Annotated in this window: 17 protein-coding genes; 6 read left to right on the top strand and 11 right to left on the bottom strand. The window is 73.1% G+C overall.

Translation table 11 applies throughout. From position 1 onward, the window contains the following. Positions 1–580 precede the first annotated feature (580 nt). The 6 genes from ACGF8B_RS14075 to ACGF8B_RS14100 are packed head-to-tail and all read left to right on the top strand — an operon-like array spanning position 581 to position 7,138. Entirely contained in the window at positions 581–1,759 is a 1,179-nt protein-coding gene (locus ACGF8B_RS14075; protein ID WP_392738347.1) for an ADP-ribosylglycohydrolase family protein, read from the top strand. Further along, the gene (locus ACGF8B_RS14080; protein ID WP_392737834.1) at positions 1,701–2,888 is read left to right on the top strand and encodes an ADP-ribosylglycohydrolase family protein; all 1,188 of its coding nucleotides are present in this window, start codon (positions 1,701–1,703) and stop codon (positions 2,886–2,888) included. Before ACGF8B_RS14075 ends, ACGF8B_RS14080 begins: the two co-directional genes overlap by 59 nt. Then, positions 2,885–4,258 carry an ADP-ribosylglycohydrolase family protein gene (locus ACGF8B_RS14085; RefSeq protein WP_392737836.1) on the top strand — a complete coding sequence of 458 codons (1,374 nt, stop codon included), beginning with the start codon at positions 2,885–2,887 and terminating at the stop codon, positions 4,256–4,258. The genes ACGF8B_RS14080 and ACGF8B_RS14085 overlap by 4 nt, the downstream gene beginning before the upstream one ends. Then, positions 4,255–5,139, top strand: a complete 885-nt coding sequence (gene rbsK / locus ACGF8B_RS14090) for a ribokinase (protein ID WP_392737838.1) — start codon at positions 4,255–4,257, stop codon at positions 5,137–5,139. The genes ACGF8B_RS14085 and rbsK overlap by 4 nt, the downstream gene beginning before the upstream one ends. Continuing rightward, a complete protein-coding gene (locus ACGF8B_RS14095; RefSeq protein ID WP_392737840.1) occupies positions 5,136–6,335 on the top strand; it encodes a CaiB/BaiF CoA transferase family protein in 1,200 nt (399 codons plus the stop codon). The genes rbsK and ACGF8B_RS14095 overlap by 4 nt, the downstream gene beginning before the upstream one ends. Continuing rightward, positions 6,332–7,138, top strand: a complete 807-nt coding sequence (locus ACGF8B_RS14100; RefSeq protein WP_392737842.1) for an HpcH/HpaI aldolase/citrate lyase family protein — start codon at positions 6,332–6,334, stop codon at positions 7,136–7,138. Before ACGF8B_RS14095 ends, ACGF8B_RS14100 begins: the two co-directional genes overlap by 4 nt. Positions 7,139–7,199: 61 nt before the next feature. On the opposite strand, the gene lgt is transcribed toward ACGF8B_RS14100, so the two are convergent. The 11 genes from lgt to hisI all read right to left on the bottom strand — a co-directional run bounded on the left by lgt (position 7,200) and on the right by hisI (position 16,163). Further along, complete coding sequence (gene lgt / locus ACGF8B_RS14105) at positions 7,200–8,231, bottom strand: prolipoprotein diacylglyceryl transferase (RefSeq protein ID WP_392737844.1); 1,032 nt, start codon at positions 8,229–8,231, stop codon at positions 7,200–7,202. 110 nt (positions 8,232–8,341) lie between these two features. Then, on the bottom strand, positions 8,342–9,166 hold the full coding sequence (locus ACGF8B_RS14110) for a DsbA family protein (protein ID WP_392737846.1): 825 nt from the start codon (positions 9,164–9,166) through the stop codon (positions 8,342–8,344). Between the two features lie 74 nt (positions 9,167–9,240). Further along, positions 9,241–10,053: a tryptophan synthase subunit alpha gene (gene trpA / locus ACGF8B_RS14115; RefSeq protein ID WP_392737847.1), complete on the bottom strand. Its 813-nt coding sequence runs from the start codon at positions 10,051–10,053 to the stop codon at positions 9,241–9,243. Further along, positions 10,050–11,330: a tryptophan synthase subunit beta gene (gene trpB / locus ACGF8B_RS14120; protein ID WP_392737849.1), complete on the bottom strand. Its 1,281-nt coding sequence runs from the start codon at positions 11,328–11,330 to the stop codon at positions 10,050–10,052. The genes trpA and trpB overlap by 4 nt, the downstream gene beginning before the upstream one ends. 137 nt (positions 11,331–11,467) lie before the next feature. Further along, entirely contained in the window at positions 11,468–11,647 is a 180-nt protein-coding gene (trpM, locus tag ACGF8B_RS14125; protein WP_266693885.1) for a tryptophan biosynthesis modulator TrpM, read from the bottom strand. 47 nt (positions 11,648–11,694) lie between these two features. Continuing rightward, complete coding sequence (gene trpC, locus ACGF8B_RS14130; protein ID WP_124718218.1) at positions 11,695–12,504, bottom strand: indole-3-glycerol phosphate synthase TrpC; 810 nt, start codon at positions 12,502–12,504, stop codon at positions 11,695–11,697. A 138-nt stretch (positions 12,505–12,642) separates the two neighbouring features. Next, positions 12,643–13,143, bottom strand: coding sequence for a DUF2752 domain-containing protein (locus tag ACGF8B_RS14135; RefSeq protein WP_392737851.1), 501 nt, complete (start codon positions 13,141–13,143; stop codon positions 12,643–12,645). A gap of 80 nt (positions 13,144–13,223) precedes the next feature. Then, complete coding sequence (locus tag ACGF8B_RS14140) at positions 13,224–13,472, bottom strand: HGxxPAAW family protein (protein ID WP_124718216.1); 249 nt, start codon at positions 13,470–13,472, stop codon at positions 13,224–13,226. Between the two features lie 127 nt (positions 13,473–13,599). Continuing rightward, positions 13,600–14,259 carry a TIGR02234 family membrane protein gene (locus ACGF8B_RS14145; RefSeq protein WP_392737854.1) on the bottom strand — a complete coding sequence of 220 codons (660 nt, stop codon included), beginning with the start codon at positions 14,257–14,259 and terminating at the stop codon, positions 13,600–13,602. 14 nt (positions 14,260–14,273) lie between these two features. Beyond that, on the bottom strand, positions 14,274–15,767 hold the full coding sequence (locus ACGF8B_RS14150) for an anthranilate synthase component I (RefSeq protein ID WP_392737856.1): 1,494 nt from the start codon (positions 15,765–15,767) through the stop codon (positions 14,274–14,276). 12 nt (positions 15,768–15,779) lie between these two features. Next, a complete protein-coding gene (hisI, locus tag ACGF8B_RS14155; RefSeq protein ID WP_093543499.1) occupies positions 15,780–16,163 on the bottom strand; it encodes a phosphoribosyl-AMP cyclohydrolase in 384 nt (127 codons plus the stop codon). Between the last annotated feature and the right edge of the window lie 35 nt (positions 16,164–16,198).

Raw genomic sequence — 16,198 nt, forward strand, 5'->3', positions numbered from 1 at the left:
GGCGGAGGAGGGCGAGGTGGAGGACGCGGTGGAGGAGGCGGAGGAGGCGGAGGACGTAGTGGAGAACGAGGCGGAGGAGGTGGGGTCGGGCGAGACGGGCGAGGTCGGGAGCAGGACCGGGAGCAGGAGCGGAATCGCGGTCGGAATCGGGGTCGGGGAAGGGGAAGGGGAAGGGAGCAGAATCGCGGGCCGGAACGACGAGCCCCGGAGCGAACCGCGTACAACCGCCGACGCACCACCACCCCCGCACAACACCTCCTGCACCCCCGTCACCCCCGCCGGCCTCACCACCCCTGACAACCCCGCCGACCTCACCACCCCCAACACCCCTGCCGACCGCACCACCCCCGCTGCCCCCACCAACCTCACCACCCCCGCTGCCCCCGCCGCCCCCGCCGACCTCACCACCCCCGCGGGCCTAGCCACTCCCGTCGGCTCCGCCGCCCATCACTCCGCCGCCCATCGCTCCCCCACCGGCTCCCCCACCGGCTCCGCCACCCCCGTCAGCTCCGTCGCCTCCACTCCCGCTTCCCCCGCCGCCCGGCTCCGCACCCGGCCCGTCGTCGGGCACCGGGCCCGGATCGAGGGGCTGTTGCTCGGGCTCGCCGCCGGTGATGCCGCCGGTTGGCCCGCCGCCCGGCACCGGGCGGCCCGGATGCCCGAGTGGACCCGGCGCCTCACCCGGGAGCTCGACACCTTCGCCGAGCAGAACGCCACCACCACGCTGCCCGTCCCCATCGCGCTCAACCAGCCACCCGAACCACTGCGGCTGGGGCCCTCCGACGATGCCGAATGGGCGGCCTTCGCCGCCGGGACCGTGCTCACCTCGGCGGCCGGTCCGCTGCACGGACTCTCCCCCGGACGCCGGCTGCGGGCCGCCATCGACGTCGCCTGGAACGCGCTGGCCGCCGAGGTCGCCGCGGCGGCCGCCCGCGCCCCCGAGGTCGAGTCCGCGGTGCTCCCGCTGCGCGCCCGGATCTCGGTACGGGCCGGGCTCGGCAATCTCGCCGCCGGGCTCCGCCCGCCCGCCACCGGCCACGACAACCCGCACTACTTCGACGACGCGGCCTGCGTACGGGCCGCCGTGCTCGCCGTCGCCCACCCCGCCGACCCCGCGGCCGCCGCCGACCTGGCCGAGTTCGACGCGCGCTACACCCAGGACGGCGACGGGGTGCACGGCGCCCGCGCGATGGCGGCGGCGATCGCCGAGGCGCTGGGCGGTGCGGACGTGGACGTCGCGGTGAACGCCGCGCTCGCCCAGCTCCCCGAAGGCACCGAGATCGCCCGCAACGCCACCGACGCCGTGCGGATCGCCCGTGACTTCGTCGGCGAGGCGGCGGGCGCCTTCGCCCTGGTCCCGGTGCTGGAGCATCAGATCGTCGACCACGTCTACAGCTACGGGATCGCCGCCGCCGAGACCGTACCGGTCACCCTCGCCCTGGCCACCGCCGCCCGCGGCCGGATCGCCCAGGCCGTTCCGGCGGCGGCGTGCCTGTCCCGGGTGGCGGACTCGGCGCCCGCCCTGGCCGGCGCGCTGACCGGTGCACTCGGCGGGATCGGTGCCGTCCCGGACGGCTGGCGCGAGGCCTGCCGCACCCTCGCGGGCTGCGCGCTGCCCCGTCTCGCGGGGACCGACCTCATCGAACTCGCCGGGCTGCTGGCAGACACGGAACCGAAGCCCCCGGGTGGACAATTCGGACATGACATCCATGACGCCCACGCTGTCCGAGGCCGGACCCACGACACTCACACTCGATGAACGGATCGCCGGCGCACTCGTCGGCGCCGCCGTCGGCGACGCGCTCGGCGGCCCGGTGGAGGGCCGGTCCCCCGAGCAGATCGTGGCCCGCCACGGCGGGCGGATCGAGGGCGTCGTGGGCCCGTGGGACGGCGAGAACTGGCGTACCGCACGCCCCATCGCCCCGTACCACAAGGGCGACGGGCACGTCACCGACGACACCCTGATGACCCATGCGCTGGTGCGGGTCTACGGCGAAGTGCGCGACCACCTCGACGCCTACGCGGTCGCCGGCCATCTCGTGCCCGAGCTGATCTCGCGTCCCCGCTGGATCCCGGAGCTGGAGGCCGAGGCGCTGCCGCTCCAGCGGATCTTCCTCGCCGAGAAGTGGATCGTCGCCCGGCTGCACTACGGCCACGTCGATCCGCGCGAGGCCGGCTCCGGGAACATCGTCAACTGCGGTGCGGCGATGTACATGGCCCCGGTCGGCCTGGTCAACGCCGCCCATCCGCAGGCCGCGTACGCCGAGGCGCTGGATGTCGCAGGCGCCCACCAGTCGAGTTACGGAAGGGAGGCGGCCGGGGTCTTCGCGGCTGCCGTCGCCGCCGCCTGCGCGCCGGGCGCGACCCCCGCCACCGTCGTCGACACCTGCCTGTCGCTCGCCAAGGACGGCACCCGCTCGGCGATCGAAGCGGTGTGCGAAGCGGCCGCGGGCCACAGCGACTTCGAGTCCGCGCTGACCCCGCTGCGCACCGCCGTCGCCCCCTTCGACACGGTCGGCCCCGACTACCGCGCCCCGTCCCTCGGCGCCCGCAGACCCTCCCGGCTGCACGCCATCGAGGAGCTCCCGATCGCCCTCGGCATGCTGCTCGTCGCGGACGGCGACTACCGGCGCACGGTCCTGGGCTCGGTCAACTACGGCCGGGACTGCGACTCGATCGCCACCATGAGCGGTGCCGTCGCCGGGGCGCTGCACGGTGCGCGGGCGATCCCCGCCGACTGGGTGAGAACGGTCGCCGAGGCCAGCCGCCTCGATCTGCACGCCCCCGCACGGACCCTGGCGGACGTGGCCCGCGAGGTGTTCGTACGGGACACGGCCCGGCGCCGCGCGCACGAGTCGGCGTTCGCCGCGCTGGTGGGTGCGCCGTGACCGTACGGGTGACATGGGTGCAGCCGGAGGACCTGGTCGGGCACGAACTGCGCCAGGCGGCCGAGGACGGACGGGACGCCCGGGACGTCGCGCGCCGGTGGTACGAGGCGGGCGGCGCCCCCGCCCCGGAGCGCGCGGGCGCGTCCACCCCGCCGGCACCCGAACTGCGGGCGCTCGCCGAGCGACTGCTCGACGAACTCGCCCTGCTGGAGTCGCCGTCGGCGGTGGACGAGCCGACGGACCGGGCGGCGATCCGGGCGGCGTGCCCCGACTGGCCGGCGCCCCGGACGGACGCCCCGGCGGTGAGCCGGGACCGGCTGCACGCCGCCTGGCTGGGCCGGGCAGCCGGCTGCCTGCTCGGCAAACCCGTCGAGAAGCTGCCGCTGGAAGGCATCCGCGCACTGGCCCGCGCCACCGGCAACTGGCCGCTCACCACCTGGTTCACCGCCAAGGGGCTGCCCGCCCCGCTGGCCGCCACCTACCCCTGGAACCGTCGCTCCGCGCCCAACTCGCTGGCCGAGAACATCGACGGCATGCCCGAGGACGACGACCTCAACTACCCCTTGCTCACTGTGCTGTTGATCCAGCGGTACGGTCCGTCCTTCACCACCGGCGATCTGGCCAGGCTCTGGCTCGACGAACTCCCGGCGGGCCGGACGTTCACCGCCGAGCGGGTCGCGTACCGCAATCTGCTGGACGGCGTCGAGCCCCCGCACACCGCCGGGTACCGCAATCCGTTCCGGGAGTGGATCGGCGCGCGGATCCGGGCCGATGTGCACGGCTGGACCAACCCGGGCGACCCGGCGGCCGCGGCGGAACAGGCCCATCGGGACGCCGTGCTCAGCCACACCGCCAACGGGGTCTACGGGGCGATGTTCACCGCCGCGGCGCTCGCCGAGGCGGCCGGGGGAACAAGCGATGTGCACGGCTGCCTGGCCACCGGGCTGCGCGTGGTACCACCGCGGTCGCGGTTCGCGCGGGCGGTGCGCTTCGGCATCGCGGCGGCCCGTGACAACGCCGACTTCGACGCGGTGACCGACCGGCTGCACGCCGAGTACGGCAGGTACCACTGGGTCCACACGCTGCCCAACGCCGCGCTGCTCGCCGCCGCCCTCACCCATGCCGACGGCGACTTCTCGCTCTCCGTCTGCCGGGCGGTGTCCGGCGGTTGGGACACCGACTCCAACGGCGCGACCGCCGGTTCGCTCGCCGGGCTGCTGGCCAAGGCCCCTCCGCTGCTGCCCGACCGCTGGACCACCCCGCTGAAGAACCGTCTCGCCTCGTCCGTCCCCGGTTTCGACTCCGTCGGCTTCGACGAACTCGCCGAACAGACCCACCGGCTCACCCACAAGGAGGCACTGTGCCCATGACCGGCATCGCGGTGCTCGGCAGCACCAATATGGACCTCGTCGCATACGTCGAACGGGCCCCGGGGCGCGGAGAGACCGTCACCGGACGGGAGTTCCGCACCGTCCCCGGGGGCAAGGGCGCCAACCAGGCCGTCGCCGCCGCCCGCGCGGGCGGCGGGGTGACGATGATCGGCGCGGTCGGGGACGACGAGTACGGTGTACGGCTGCGGTCGAATCTGGAGCACGCGGGCATCGACACCGATCTGCTGCACACGGTCGAGGGCCCCAGCGGCACCGCACACATCGTGGTGGACGGCACGGGGGCCAACTCCATCGTGGTGGTCCCCGGCGCCAACGGCACCGTCACCGCCCTCGGCCCCGGCGAGATGGCCGCCATCGCCGGCGCCGATCTGCTGCTGCTCCAGCTGGAGCTGCCGCTGTCCGCGGTGATCGAGGGCGCCCGGGTGGCCCACGCCCAGGGCGTCCGGACCATCCTCACCCCCTCGCCCGTGCAGCCGCTGCCGTCCGAACTCCTCGACTGTGTAGACCTGTTGATCCCCAATGAGCACGAGGCGACCGCGCTCTCCGGCTTCACCGACCCGCATGCCTCGGCGCAGTACCTGCTCAGCCAGGTCCCCGCGGTCGTCATCACGCTCGGCTCGAAGGGCTGCCTGTACGCGGCCCGGGGCGGCGAACCCGTCATCCTGCCCGCCCCCGAGGTCACCGCCGTCGACACCACCGGGGCCGGCGACACCTTCGTCGGCACCCTCGCCGTCGCGCTCGGCGAACGACGGCCCGTGCCCCGGGCGCTGGCCTGGGCGTCGGCGGCCGCCGCACTGTGCGTACAGCGGCCGGGCGCCTCGACCTCCATGCCGTACCGCACCGAGATCGACGCCGCATGACCGCGCCCGCGCAGGCTCCCCTGACCGGGCTGCGGGTCGTCGACCTCGCCACGCTCTTCGCCGGTCCGCTCTCCGCCACCATGCTCGGCGACTTCGGCGCCGAGGTGATCAAGGTCGAGCATCCGCACCGGCCCGACCCCTCACGCGGGCACGGCCCCACGAAGGACGGCGTCGGCCTCTGGTGGAAGCTGCTCGGCCGCAACAAACGCAATCTGACCCTCGATCTGTCCACGCCCGGCGGCCGCGACATCCTGCTCCGGCTGGCCGCCCGAACGGATGTGATCATCGAGAACTTCCGGCCCGGGACACTGGAGCGCTGGGGCATGGGCTGGACGGAGCTGCACGCGGTCAATCCGCGCCTCGTCCTGGTCAGGGTCACCGGGTTCGGGCAGTTCGGCCCGTACGCGCACCGCCCCGGCTTCGGCACCCTGGCCGAGGCGATGAGCGGCTTCGCCGCGATCACCGGGGAGCCGGACGGGCCGCCCACGCTGCCGCCGTTCGGCCTCGCCGACTCGATCGCGGCACTGGCCACCGCGTACGCCGTGATGGCCGCACTCGCCGGACGCGAGCGCACCGGCCTGGGGCAGATCGTCGACATGGCGATCATCGAGCCCATCCTGACCGTGCTCGGCCCGCAGCCCATCTGGTACGACCAGCTCGGCTACGTCCAGCCGCGCACCGGCAACCGCTCCCGCAACAACGCCCCGCGCAACACCTACCGCACCTCGGACGGGCACTGGGTCGCGGTCTCCACCTCGGCGCAGTCGATCGCCGAGCGGGTGATGCGCCTGGTCGGCCGGGCCGAACTGATCGACGAGCCCTGGTTCGCCGCCGGCACCACCCGCGCCGAGCACGCCGACGAGCTCGACGAAGCGGTCGGCAACTGGGTCGCCCGGCACACTCGCGAGGAGGCCCTCTCGGCCTTCGAGAAGGCGGAGGCGGCCATCGCGCCGATCCATGACGTCCAGGACGTGATGGAGGACCCGCAGTACCGGGCCCTGGACTCCGTCACCGAGGTCGACGACCCGGAGCTGGGCCCGCTACGGATGCAGAACGTGCTGTTCCGGCTCTCCGCGACACCGGGCGCGATCCGCTGGGCGGGCCGGCCGCACGGTGCGGACACCGAGGAGATCCTCACCGGGCTGGGTCTGTCGGGCCCGGAGATCTCGGCGCTGCGGGCGGAGCACGTCCTGTGACGGCGGCGGTCCCGCTCACCTGGCTGTACGTTCCCGGGGACCGGCCGGAAGTGGTACGCAAGGCACGGGCCTCGGGCGCGGACGCGGTGATCGTGGACCTGGAGGACGCGGTCGCCCCGGACCGCAAGGAGTACGCGCGCTCGGCCACCGCGGAGCTGCTCTCCGAGGCGGCCGGGGACCTGGCCGTGCCGCTCCACGTCCGGGTCCACACCGAGGCGGACGTCATCGCCCTGGCCGGGCTGCCGGGCCTCGCCGAGCTCCGGCTGCCCAAGATCACGCACGCCGCGTCGGTCCACCACATCGCGGCCGTGGCACCGGGCGTCGCGCTCTGTCCGCTGCTGGAGTCGGCGCTCGGCATCGAGCACGCGTACTCGGTGGCCGCGTCCCATCCCCAGGTGCGTTCCATCGCCCTCGGCGAGGCGGACCTGCGGGCCGATCTGGGGGTACGGGACGACGCCGGCCTCGACTGGTCGCGCAGCCGGGTGGTGGTCGCCGCCCGCGCGGCCGGGCTCGCCCCGCCCACCCAGTCGGTGTTCCCGGACGTCCGGGACCTGGACGGCCTGTGGACGTCCTGCGCGCACGGCCGAGCACTGGGCTTCCTGGGCCGGGCGGCGATCCACCCCCGCCAGCTCCCGGTCATCGAGCGGGCGTTCCGCCCGACGCCGCAGGAGATCGAGGCGGCGGCGGAGATCGTGGCGGCGGCCGTGGCGGACGAGGGTGCGCTGGCCCTGCCGGACGGCCGGTTCGTCGACGCGGCGGTGGTGGCCTCGGCCCGTCGGACGCTCGCGCTGGCAGGCGGGTGAGACCACATGCGTGGGGCCCCGGACCGGTCGGTCCGGGGCCCCACGCACGGGTTCACACGGCTCAGCCCTTCTTGGCCGTCTCCGCGGTACCGCTCTTCTCTGTCTTGACGGCATCCGCGGGCGCGGCGTCGCCGTCCGCCTCCGGCGCCTTCTCCGAAGCCTCGTCGGCGCCACCCCCGGCGGTCGTGGACGCCTTGGTCTCCTCGGAAACCTTGGAATCCACGGCGGTCTCGACACCCTCGGCGTCACCGGCCTCCGCCGCGGCCGCCGCTTCCTCCGCGGCTCCCGGCTCCACGATCTCCTCGCGCCCCGGCCGCAGCTTCGCCGAGATCACGAAGTACACCACGGCCAGCACGAAGACGATCAGCGCGGTCCACACGTTCAGGCGCAGGCCCAGGATGTGGTGGGCCTCGTCGACCCGCATGTACTCGATCCAGCCCCGCCCCGCGCAGTACGCGGCGACGTACAGGGCGAACACCCGGCCGTGGCCGAGCTTGAAGCGGCGGTCCGCCCAGAGCACCAGCAGGGCGGCACCGATGCACCACAGCGACTCGTAGAGGAACGTCGGGTGGTAGGTGCCGGCGACCCGGTTGGGGCCCTCGCTGATCTTCAGCGCCCACGGCAGGTCGGTCGGCTTGCCGTACAGCTCCTGGTTGAACCAGTTGCCCCAGCGGCCGCAGGCCTGGGCGATGGCGAGGCCGGGGGCGAGCGCGTCGGCCCAGGCGGGCAGCGGGATCCCGCGGCGGCGGCAGCCGATCCAGGCGCCGACGGCACCGAGCGCGACCGCGCCCCAGATGCCGAGGCCGCCCTGCCAGATCTTGAAGGCGTCGACCCAGTTCTCACCCTCGCTGAAGTACAGCTGGTAGTCGGTGATCACGTGGTAGAGCCGGCCGCCGACGAGGCCGAAGGGCACCGCCCAGACGGCGATGTCGGCAACGGTGCCGGATCTGCCGCCCCGGGCGACCCAGCGCTTGTTGCCGAACCAGACGGCGACGAAGACACCGATGATGATGCAGAACGCGTAGCCGCGGAGCGGGATCGGGCCGAGATCGATCACGCCGGTCGACGGGCTGGGAATATAGGCAAGGTCCATGGCAAGGTCGACGCTACCTTGCCGGGTGGGGCGTACGGCAACCCACCCGACAACGTCTGGGTAACGGGCAGGTCATCGATTCCCCTTGCCGGACCCCGCCCGGGGACCGGTCAGGAACCCGACGGGGCGGGGGTGACCGCGCCCGGCTTCTTGCCCTTGTTGGCCTCGGCCACCCACTTCTTCAGGTTCGCCACGGTGATCGGTTCGTTCCCCTTCTTCGGGAAGATCGATTCGCCGTTGAGCAGCGCGGTCGGTGTGCCCTGGAATCCGCCGTTCTGGAACGCCGTGTTGGACTTCTGGACCCAGCTGTCGTGCTTGCCGTCGTTCACACAGCTGCGGAAGCCGGGGGTGTCGAGCTCCGGCACCTTCCCCGCGAGCTCGATCAGCTTGCCGTTGTCACCGAAGGTGTCGACGGACTCCTGCGGCTGGTTGCGGTAGAGCACGTCGTGGTACGCGGGGAACTTCCCCGCGTCCTGTGCACAGGCCGCCGCGTTGGCCGCCCGCAGCGAGCCGCTGCCGCCGAGATTCCCGTCGATGATCGTCGCGAGGTGGTACTCGACCTTGAGCTGTCCGCTGTTCTCCAGCTGGTGGATCGTGTCGCGGAAGGCGTTCTCGAACTGGGCGCAGACCGGGCAGCGGAAATCCTCCCAGATGGTGAGTGTGGACGGGGCGTTGTCCGCGCCGACCTGGATGGCCAGGCTGTCCTTGCCGGTCGCGCCGGACGGGGCGACGAGGGGGCCCGCCTCGCTCTTGCCGCTCTTGCCGCCCGAATTCGCGGCGATCACGCCGACGACGGCGGCCAGCGCCAGCACGCCCACCACCGCGCCGGTGACGATCAGCGTGCGCCTGCGGCGCTCACCCGCCCGCTGGCGCTCGCGCTGCTGTACGAGCCGGTCTCGCGCGGCCCTTTTTCCCTGTTCGTTCTTCTCGCTCACACCCGCAGCAACGAACCGGGGAGGCACGTGCGTGCCTCCCCGGTTAAGGTCCACCCGTTCGGATTACACCCGGTTCAGCGCTTTCGAACGCCTTCGGCGAGTTCGCCCGCCAGAGAGCGGACGGCGGCCAGACCGGCCGCCTCGTCGGGGGCGTCCAGGATCGCCTTGACGAAGGCGGAGCCGACGATCACCCCGTCGGCGAAGCCCGCGACCTCGGCGGCCTGTCCGGCGTTGGAGACGCCCAGGCCGACGCAGACCGGCAGCTCCGTCGTGGCGCGGGTGCGCAGGACCAGGTCCTGGGCCTGCTCTCCGACCGAGGCGCGGGTGCCGGTGACACCCATCAGCGAGGCCGCGTAGACGAAGCCGGAGCCAGCCGCGGTGATGGTGGCGAGGCGCTCGTCCCTGCTGCTCGGCGCGACGACGAAGACGGTCGCGAGACCGTGCTTGTCGGCGTGCTCGCGCCACAGCGCGGACTCCTGGACCGGCAGGTCGGGCAGGATGCACCCGGCACCGCCGGCTTCGGCGAGCTCGGTGGTGAAGCGCTCGACACCGTACCGGTCGATCGGGTTCCAGTACGTCATGACGAGGATCGGGACACCGGTCGCCTCGTGGGCCTCGCGGACGGTGCGCATCACGTCGGCGATCTTCACACCGCCGCGCAGTGCGATGTCGTCGGCGGTCTGGATGACCGGCCCGTCGAGCACCGGGTCGCTGTGCGGCAGCCCCACCTCGACGATGTCCGCGCCGCCCGCCACGACCGCCTTCACGGCCTCGATCCCGCCGTCGACCGTCGGGAACCCGGCCGGGAGGTACGCGATGAGGGCGGCCCGGTTCTCCGCCTTCGCCTGCGCGAGGGCGGAACTCAGCAGCTCCACATTGCCGCTCACTTGGTGACCTCCTCTTCCCCGTCGGCCACATCGGCCTCGACGACCCCGTCGGCCCCGTCGTACAGCCCGAAGTAGCGGGCTGCCGTGTCCATGTCCTTGTCGCCGCGGCCGGACAGGTTGACCACGATCAGCCCGTCCTTGCCGAGTTCCTTGCCGACCTCCAGGGCGCCGGCCAGCGCGTGGGCGCTCTCGATGGCCGGGATGATCCCCTCGGTGCGGGAGAGCAGGCGCAGCGACTGCATCGCGGCGTCGTCGGTGACCGCGCGGTACTCGCCGCGGCCGATGTCCTTGAGGTACGAGTGCTCCGGGCCGATGCCCGGGTAGTCCAGGCCGGCCGAGATGGAGTACGGCTCGGTGATCTGGCCCTCGTCGTCCTGGAGGACGTAGCTGCGCGAGCCGTGCAGGATGCCGGGCTCGCCCGCGGTCAGGGTCGCCGCGTGCTCGCCGGTCTCCACGCCGTGTCCGGCGGGCTCGCAGCCGATCAGCCGGACACCCGCGTCCGGGATGAAGGCGTGGAAGAGCCCGATGGCGTTGGAGCCGCCGCCGACACAGGCGATGGCGGCGTCCGGCAGCCGGCCGGCCCGCTCCAGGATCTGCCGGCGGGCCTCGACGCCGATGACCCGGTGGAAGTCGCGGACCATGGCCGGGAAGGGGTGCGGTCCGGCGACGGTGCCGAAGAGGTAGTGGGTGCGGTCCACGTTGGCGACCCAGTCGCGGAACGCCTCGTTGATGGCGTCCTTCAGGGTCCTGGAGCCGGACTTCACGGCGATGACCTCGGCGCCGAGCATCCGCATCCGCGCCACGTTCAGCGCCTGCCGCTCGGTGTCGATCTCGCCCATGTAGATGGTGCATTCGAGGCCGAAGAGCGCGCAGGCGGTCGCGGTGGCGACGCCGTGCTGGCCGGCGCCGGTCTCGGCGATGACCCGGGTCTTGCCCATACGCCTGGTGAGCAGCGCCTGGCCCAGCACATTGTTGATCTTGTGCGAGCCGGTGTGGTTGAGGTCCTCGCGCTTGAGGAAGATCCGGGCGCCGCCCGCGTGCTCCGCGAAGCGCGGGACCTCGGTCAGCGCGCTGGGCCGGCCGGTGTAGTCGACCATGAGCTCGTTGAGCTCGGCGGCGAAGGCCGGGTCGTGTTTGGCCTTGTCGTACTCGACGGCGACCTCGTCCACGGCTGCGACCAGCGCCTCCGGGATGAACTTGCCGCCGAACGCACCGAAGTACCCCTCGGCGCTGGGGATCAGACCCTCCGGGTCCGGAATGAAGAAGTCAGATGACATCCGACGTGCTCCTCGACATCGCAATGGGTGGATTCACCGTATGCGCCGTGAGCGGAGCGCCACCGCGACCGGCGATCGGTCGGGCGGTGCGGTCGTACGTACGACTGGAGTGGTGCGGGTACGTCGGCCGGGGCTCGCTACAGCGCGGTCCCCGTGCGCCATCGCATGCCGTTGACCTGTCCGGGCTCGTCCCCGATCACGTACCGCACGCGCCTGCCGTGCACCCGGCGCGCTGGGGCGCGGCAGCCGCGCGGGCGGCAGCCGCGCGCCAGCGGGGCGTGCGGGTCACGGGCGACCGTCGTACCGGCGGGGCGCAGCCCCGGCCGGACTCGGTACGCGCAGCGGTCGGTGGTCACGGTCGCGGTCAGCCCCGTCCGTGCCGGAGGGCCGGGTGGGCGCCGGCGGCGACCAGGTCCGCGACGGCGGACCGCGGGTCGCGGCCGGTGACCAGGGATTCGCCCACCAGCACCGCGTCGGCGCCGGCGTTGGCGTACGCGATCAGGTCGTGCGGTCCGCGGACGCCGGATTCGGCCACCTTGACGATGTGGTCCGGGATCTCCGGGGCGACGCGCTCGAACGTGGAGCGGTCGACCTTGAGGTCCTTCAGGTTGCGCGCGTTGACACCGATGATCTTCGCCCCGGCGTCCACGGCACGCTCCGCCTCCTCCTCGTCGTGCGCCTCGACCAGCGGCGTCAGGCCGATGGACTCGGCGCGCTCGATCAGGGAGACCAGGGCCTCCTGGTCGAGGGCGGCGACGATCAGCAGGGCGAGGTCGGCGCCGTAGGCGCGGGCCTCCCAGAGCTGGTACGAGGTGACGATGAAGTCCTTGCGCAGGACCGGGATGTCGACCTTGGCGCGGACGGCCTCCAGGTCGGCGAGCGAACCGCCGAAGCGGCGCTCCTCGGTGAGGACCGAGATGACGGACGCGCCGCCCGCCTCGTAGTCCGCGGCGAGCGCGGCCGGGTCGGCGATCGCGGCCAGGGCCCCCTTGGAGGGGCTGGAGCGCTTGACCTCGCAGATGACGGTGACGCCCTCGCCGCGCAGGGCGGCGACTCCGTCCTTGGCACCGGGAGCACGCGCGGCGCGTTCCTTCAGCTCGTCGAGGCTGACACGCGCCTGCCGCTCCGCGAGGTCGGCGCGTACGCCGTCGATGATCTCGTCGAGCACACTCACGCGAGCGGCCCCCTTCCGGAACGGTGATGAGGTGAACAGCAGAACAGGTTCAGCCATATCAATGCTATCCGCAGGAGGGCTGTCGGCCCGAATCCGGTCGGCAGATGTCCCACTACCCGGGCACGGAGAGCGGACGCTCTAAGGTGCCAGAGCCGAACCGATCGGCAGGTTCCGCACCACCGAGAAGATCAGCAGCACGGCCCCGATCCCCCACCAGACGGCCGGTTTCACCGCGATGCTCATCGGCCTGCCCCGCCCGGCGCGGACCACCCAGACCACCCACAGGACGGCGAAGACGCCGTATCCGACGACGGCGAGCGCGTTGGAGCCGAGGGCGGCGGCGATGTCGCCGTGCGCGACGGCGTGGGCGCTGCGCAGTCCGCCGCAGCCCGGGCAGTAGAGCCCGGTGAACCGGAGCAGCGGGCAGAGCGGGTAGTGGCCCGGCTGATTGGGGTCGACGGCGCCGACGTAGCCGAAGGCCCCGACGACGACGGCCAGCACGCCCGCCGGGACGGCCAGCCGCCGGATGCGCGAGGGGGGTACGGGGGCCGGGGGGAAGACCGGCGGGGACGGGCGGCCGGGAGCGGGCCCGGAGGCCGGGGCCGGCACTGCGGCGGCGGAGGTAGGCGATGCGTCCACCCGGTGATTGTCCCCGTTGACGCAAGAAGGCGCAGCCCGGGTCGGGCCGCGCCTCGTGCGTGTACGGGTGCCGCGTGGTGTCAGGAGAGCTGGGCCTGCCCGGCACGGGCCCTGGCCTGGGCCATCTCCGCCGACTCCTTCGGCATGCCGAGGCCCGCGGCCTTCATCGCGAGGCCGACGACGCCGCCGAGGAGGACGATGGCGATTCCGGCCCAGAAGCCGACGACGTTGGCCGCGACCATGAAGACGCCTGCGACGCAGAAGCCGATGAAGGAGATGATGACACCGGTCCAGGCGGCCGGGGTGTGTCCGTGGCTGCTGCCCGCCATGAGTTGCTCCTTGTTGGTGATGCGCTGTGGGTATCGCTGTACGCAAAGCTGGTGGCGCTGTTGGTGCCGCCGTACTGAAAGATCGGCTTCATTGTCCCGTACGTGCGGGTAGGACGTGAGTTGGGGGTCACGTCTCGCGCGTCGGGTCCTCGCCGCGGTCCAGGGCCTTCCAGAGGTCCTCGGGCCGGTCCGGGTCCGGGGTGGTGCGGGCGGCCTTGCGGGGGCGGGGGGTGCCGTCCCGTTCGTACCGTCCCGACATGGTGGGCCAGAGCTTCCCGTAGCGCAGGGCGAGCAGCCCGGCGAGCAGGATCAGCAGGCCGCCGGCCGCGGTGACGTAGGGCCACGCGGTGTGGGTGAGCGCGCCGATGGTCGCCGAGGTGTCGCCGGTCGTCCGTGCCGCCTTCTCGTCGAGCGCCGCGCCGTCGGCGGCACCGAGGCAGGCGCTCAGTCCGGCGCCGAGGCCGCTGAGGGCGAGCAGCCCGGCGACCAGCAGCCGGCCGGCGCCGCGGACCGCGAAGACGGCGACGAGGGCGGCCAGGCCGACTATGGCGAGGGCCGCCGGGAGGCCGGTGACGTCCTGGCCGTCGGCGGTCAGGGGCAGCGAGCCGCCGCCGACGGACGCCCGGCCCTCGGCCCAGGTCTGGCCGGAGGCGAGCAGGACGACGGTGGCGCCCGCCGCGCCGAGGAGCAGACCGGCGGCCAGGCTGCGGCGGCTTCCCGGGGCGTCGGACGCGGTGGCGACTCGGGCACGGGGCTGGGGTACGGGGACAGCACTCACGTACTCCACTATCCCCTACCGCCTCAGACGCCGTGGAGCCGGTTGGCGGTATGCACCGCGCGGAGCACCGCGGCGGCCTTGTTGCGGCACTCGGTGTCCTCGGCGACGGGGTCGGAGTCCGCGACCACGCCGGCCCCGGCCTGGACGTACGCGGTGCCGTCCCGCAGCAGGGCGGTGCGGATGGCGATGGCGGTGTCGGAGTCCCCGGCGAAGTCGAGGTAGCCGACGCAGCCTCCGTACAGACCGCGGCGGGTGGGTTCGAGCTCCTCGATGATCTGCATCGCGCGGGGCTTGGGGGCGCCGGAGAGGGTGCCGGCGGGGAAGCAGGCGGTGAGTACGTCGAAGGCGGTGCGGCCCTCGGCGACGCGGCCGGTGACGGTGGAGACGATGTGCATCACGTGCGAGTACCGCTCGATCGACATGAAGTCGACGACCTCGACGGTGCCGGGTGCGCAGACCCGTCCCAGGTCGTTGCGGCCGAGGTCGACCAGCATGAGGTGCTCGGCGCGTTCCTTCGGGTCGGCGAGGAGTTCGTCGGCGAGCGCCTGGTCCTCCCGCGGGGTGGCGCCGCGGTGCCGGGTGCCGGCGATCGGGTGGACCATGGCGCGCCCGTCCTCGACCTTGACCAGGGCCTCCGGACTGGAGCCGGCGACGTCGAAGCCGTCGAACCGGAAGAGGTACATGTACGGCGACGGGTTGGTGGCGCGCAGCACCCGGTAGACGTCCAGCGCGCTTGCCGTGCACGGGGTTTCGAAGCGCTGGGAGGGGACGACCTGGAAGGCCTCGCCGGCCCTGATGCGCTCCTTCACGTCCTCCACCGCGTCCTGGTACGCCTCGCCGCCCCACAGCGCGGTGTACGGGGGCAGCTCGGAGGGCGGGAGGGCGGCGGGGGCGTTCTCGACGGGGCGGGAGAGGTCCCGTTCCATGGCGTCCAGGCGCGCGACGGCGTCCGCGTACGCCTCGTCGACGCCGGTCGTCAGGTCGTTGTGGTTGATCGCGTTGGCGATCAGCAGGACGCTGCCGTCCCAGTGGTCGAGCACCGCCAGGTCGGAGGTGAGCAGCATCGTCAGCTCGGGGAGGTGCAGGTCGTCCTCGGTACGGTCGCCGATCCTCTCCAGGCGGCGCACGATGTCGTAGCCGAGGTAGCCGACCATGCCTCCGGTGAACGGGGGCAGCGCGTCGTCGACGACCAGGTCGTGCGGGGTGTGCAGGGTCTCGATGGTGGCGCGCAGGGCCTGGAGCGGGTCGCCGTCGACGGGGACGCCGACGGGCGGGACGCCCAGCCAGTGGGCCTGTCCGTCGCGTGCGGTGAGGGTGGCGGCGCTGCGTACCCCGATGAAGGAGTAGCGCGACCAGGTGCGGCCGTTCTCCGCGGACTCCAGGAGGAAGGTGCCGGTGCGTTCGCCCGCGAGTTTGCGGTAGAGCCCGACCGGGGTGTCGCCGTCCGCGAGGAGCCTGCGGCTGACGGGGATGACGCGCCGGTCGACGGCAAGCTTGCGGAAGGTGTCGAGATCCATGGCGGCCGGCCCTTACTGCGCGAGGGGGAGGACGTCGGCGTCGAAGCAGGTGCGGTCGCCGGTGTGGCAGGCGGCACCCGTCTGGTCGACCCGGACGAGGACGGTGTCGGCGTCGCAGTCGAGCGCGACGGACTTGACCTGCTGGATGTGGCCCGAGGTGTCGCCCTTGACCCAGTACTCCTGGCGGCTGCGGGACCAGTAGGTGCAGCGGCCGGTGGTGAGGGTGCGGTGCAGGGCCTCGTCGTCCATCCAGCCGAGCATCAGTACCTCGCCGGTGTCGTACTGCTGGGCGATGGCCGGGACGAGTCCGTCGGCACCGCGCTTGAGTCGGGCCGCGATGGCCGGGTCGAGGTTGCCGGACGGCGGCGGGGTGCTGGGCGTGGGCGCGCTGGTCATGCGCCCATTGTGCCGTGGTCGCGGGGGCGGTTCCG

Source organism: Streptomyces sp. NPDC047917 (assembly GCF_043204345.1).
Classification (GTDB): Bacteria; Actinomycetota; Actinomycetes; order Streptomycetales; family Streptomycetaceae; genus Streptomyces; species Streptomyces sanglieri.

Excerpts from the sequence above, each read along its gene's own strand:
- hisI (WP_093543499.1), bottom strand. The coding sequence starts at position 16,163 with ATGACCAGCGCGCCCACGCCCAGCACCCCGCCGCCGTCCGGCAACCTC.
- trpB (WP_392737849.1), bottom strand. The coding sequence starts at position 11,330 with ATGTCATCTGACTTCTTCATTCCGGACCCGGAGGGTCTGATCCCCAGC.
- rbsK (WP_392737838.1), top strand. The coding sequence starts at position 4,255 with ATGACCGGCATCGCGGTGCTCGGCAGCACCAATATGGACCTCGTCGCA.
- ACGF8B_RS14080 (WP_392737834.1), top strand. The coding sequence starts at position 1,701 with ATGACATCCATGACGCCCACGCTGTCCGAGGCCGGACCCACGACACTC.
- ACGF8B_RS14095 (WP_392737840.1), top strand. The coding sequence starts at position 5,136 with ATGACCGCGCCCGCGCAGGCTCCCCTGACCGGGCTGCGGGTCGTCGAC.
- ACGF8B_RS14150 (WP_392737856.1), bottom strand. The coding sequence starts at position 15,767 with ATGGATCTCGACACCTTCCGCAAGCTTGCCGTCGACCGGCGCGTCATC.
- ACGF8B_RS14140 (WP_124718216.1), bottom strand. The coding sequence starts at position 13,472 with ATGGCGGGCAGCAGCCACGGACACACCCCGGCCGCCTGGACCGGTGTC.
- lgt (WP_392737844.1), bottom strand. The coding sequence starts at position 8,231 with ATGGACCTTGCCTATATTCCCAGCCCGTCGACCGGCGTGATCGATCTC.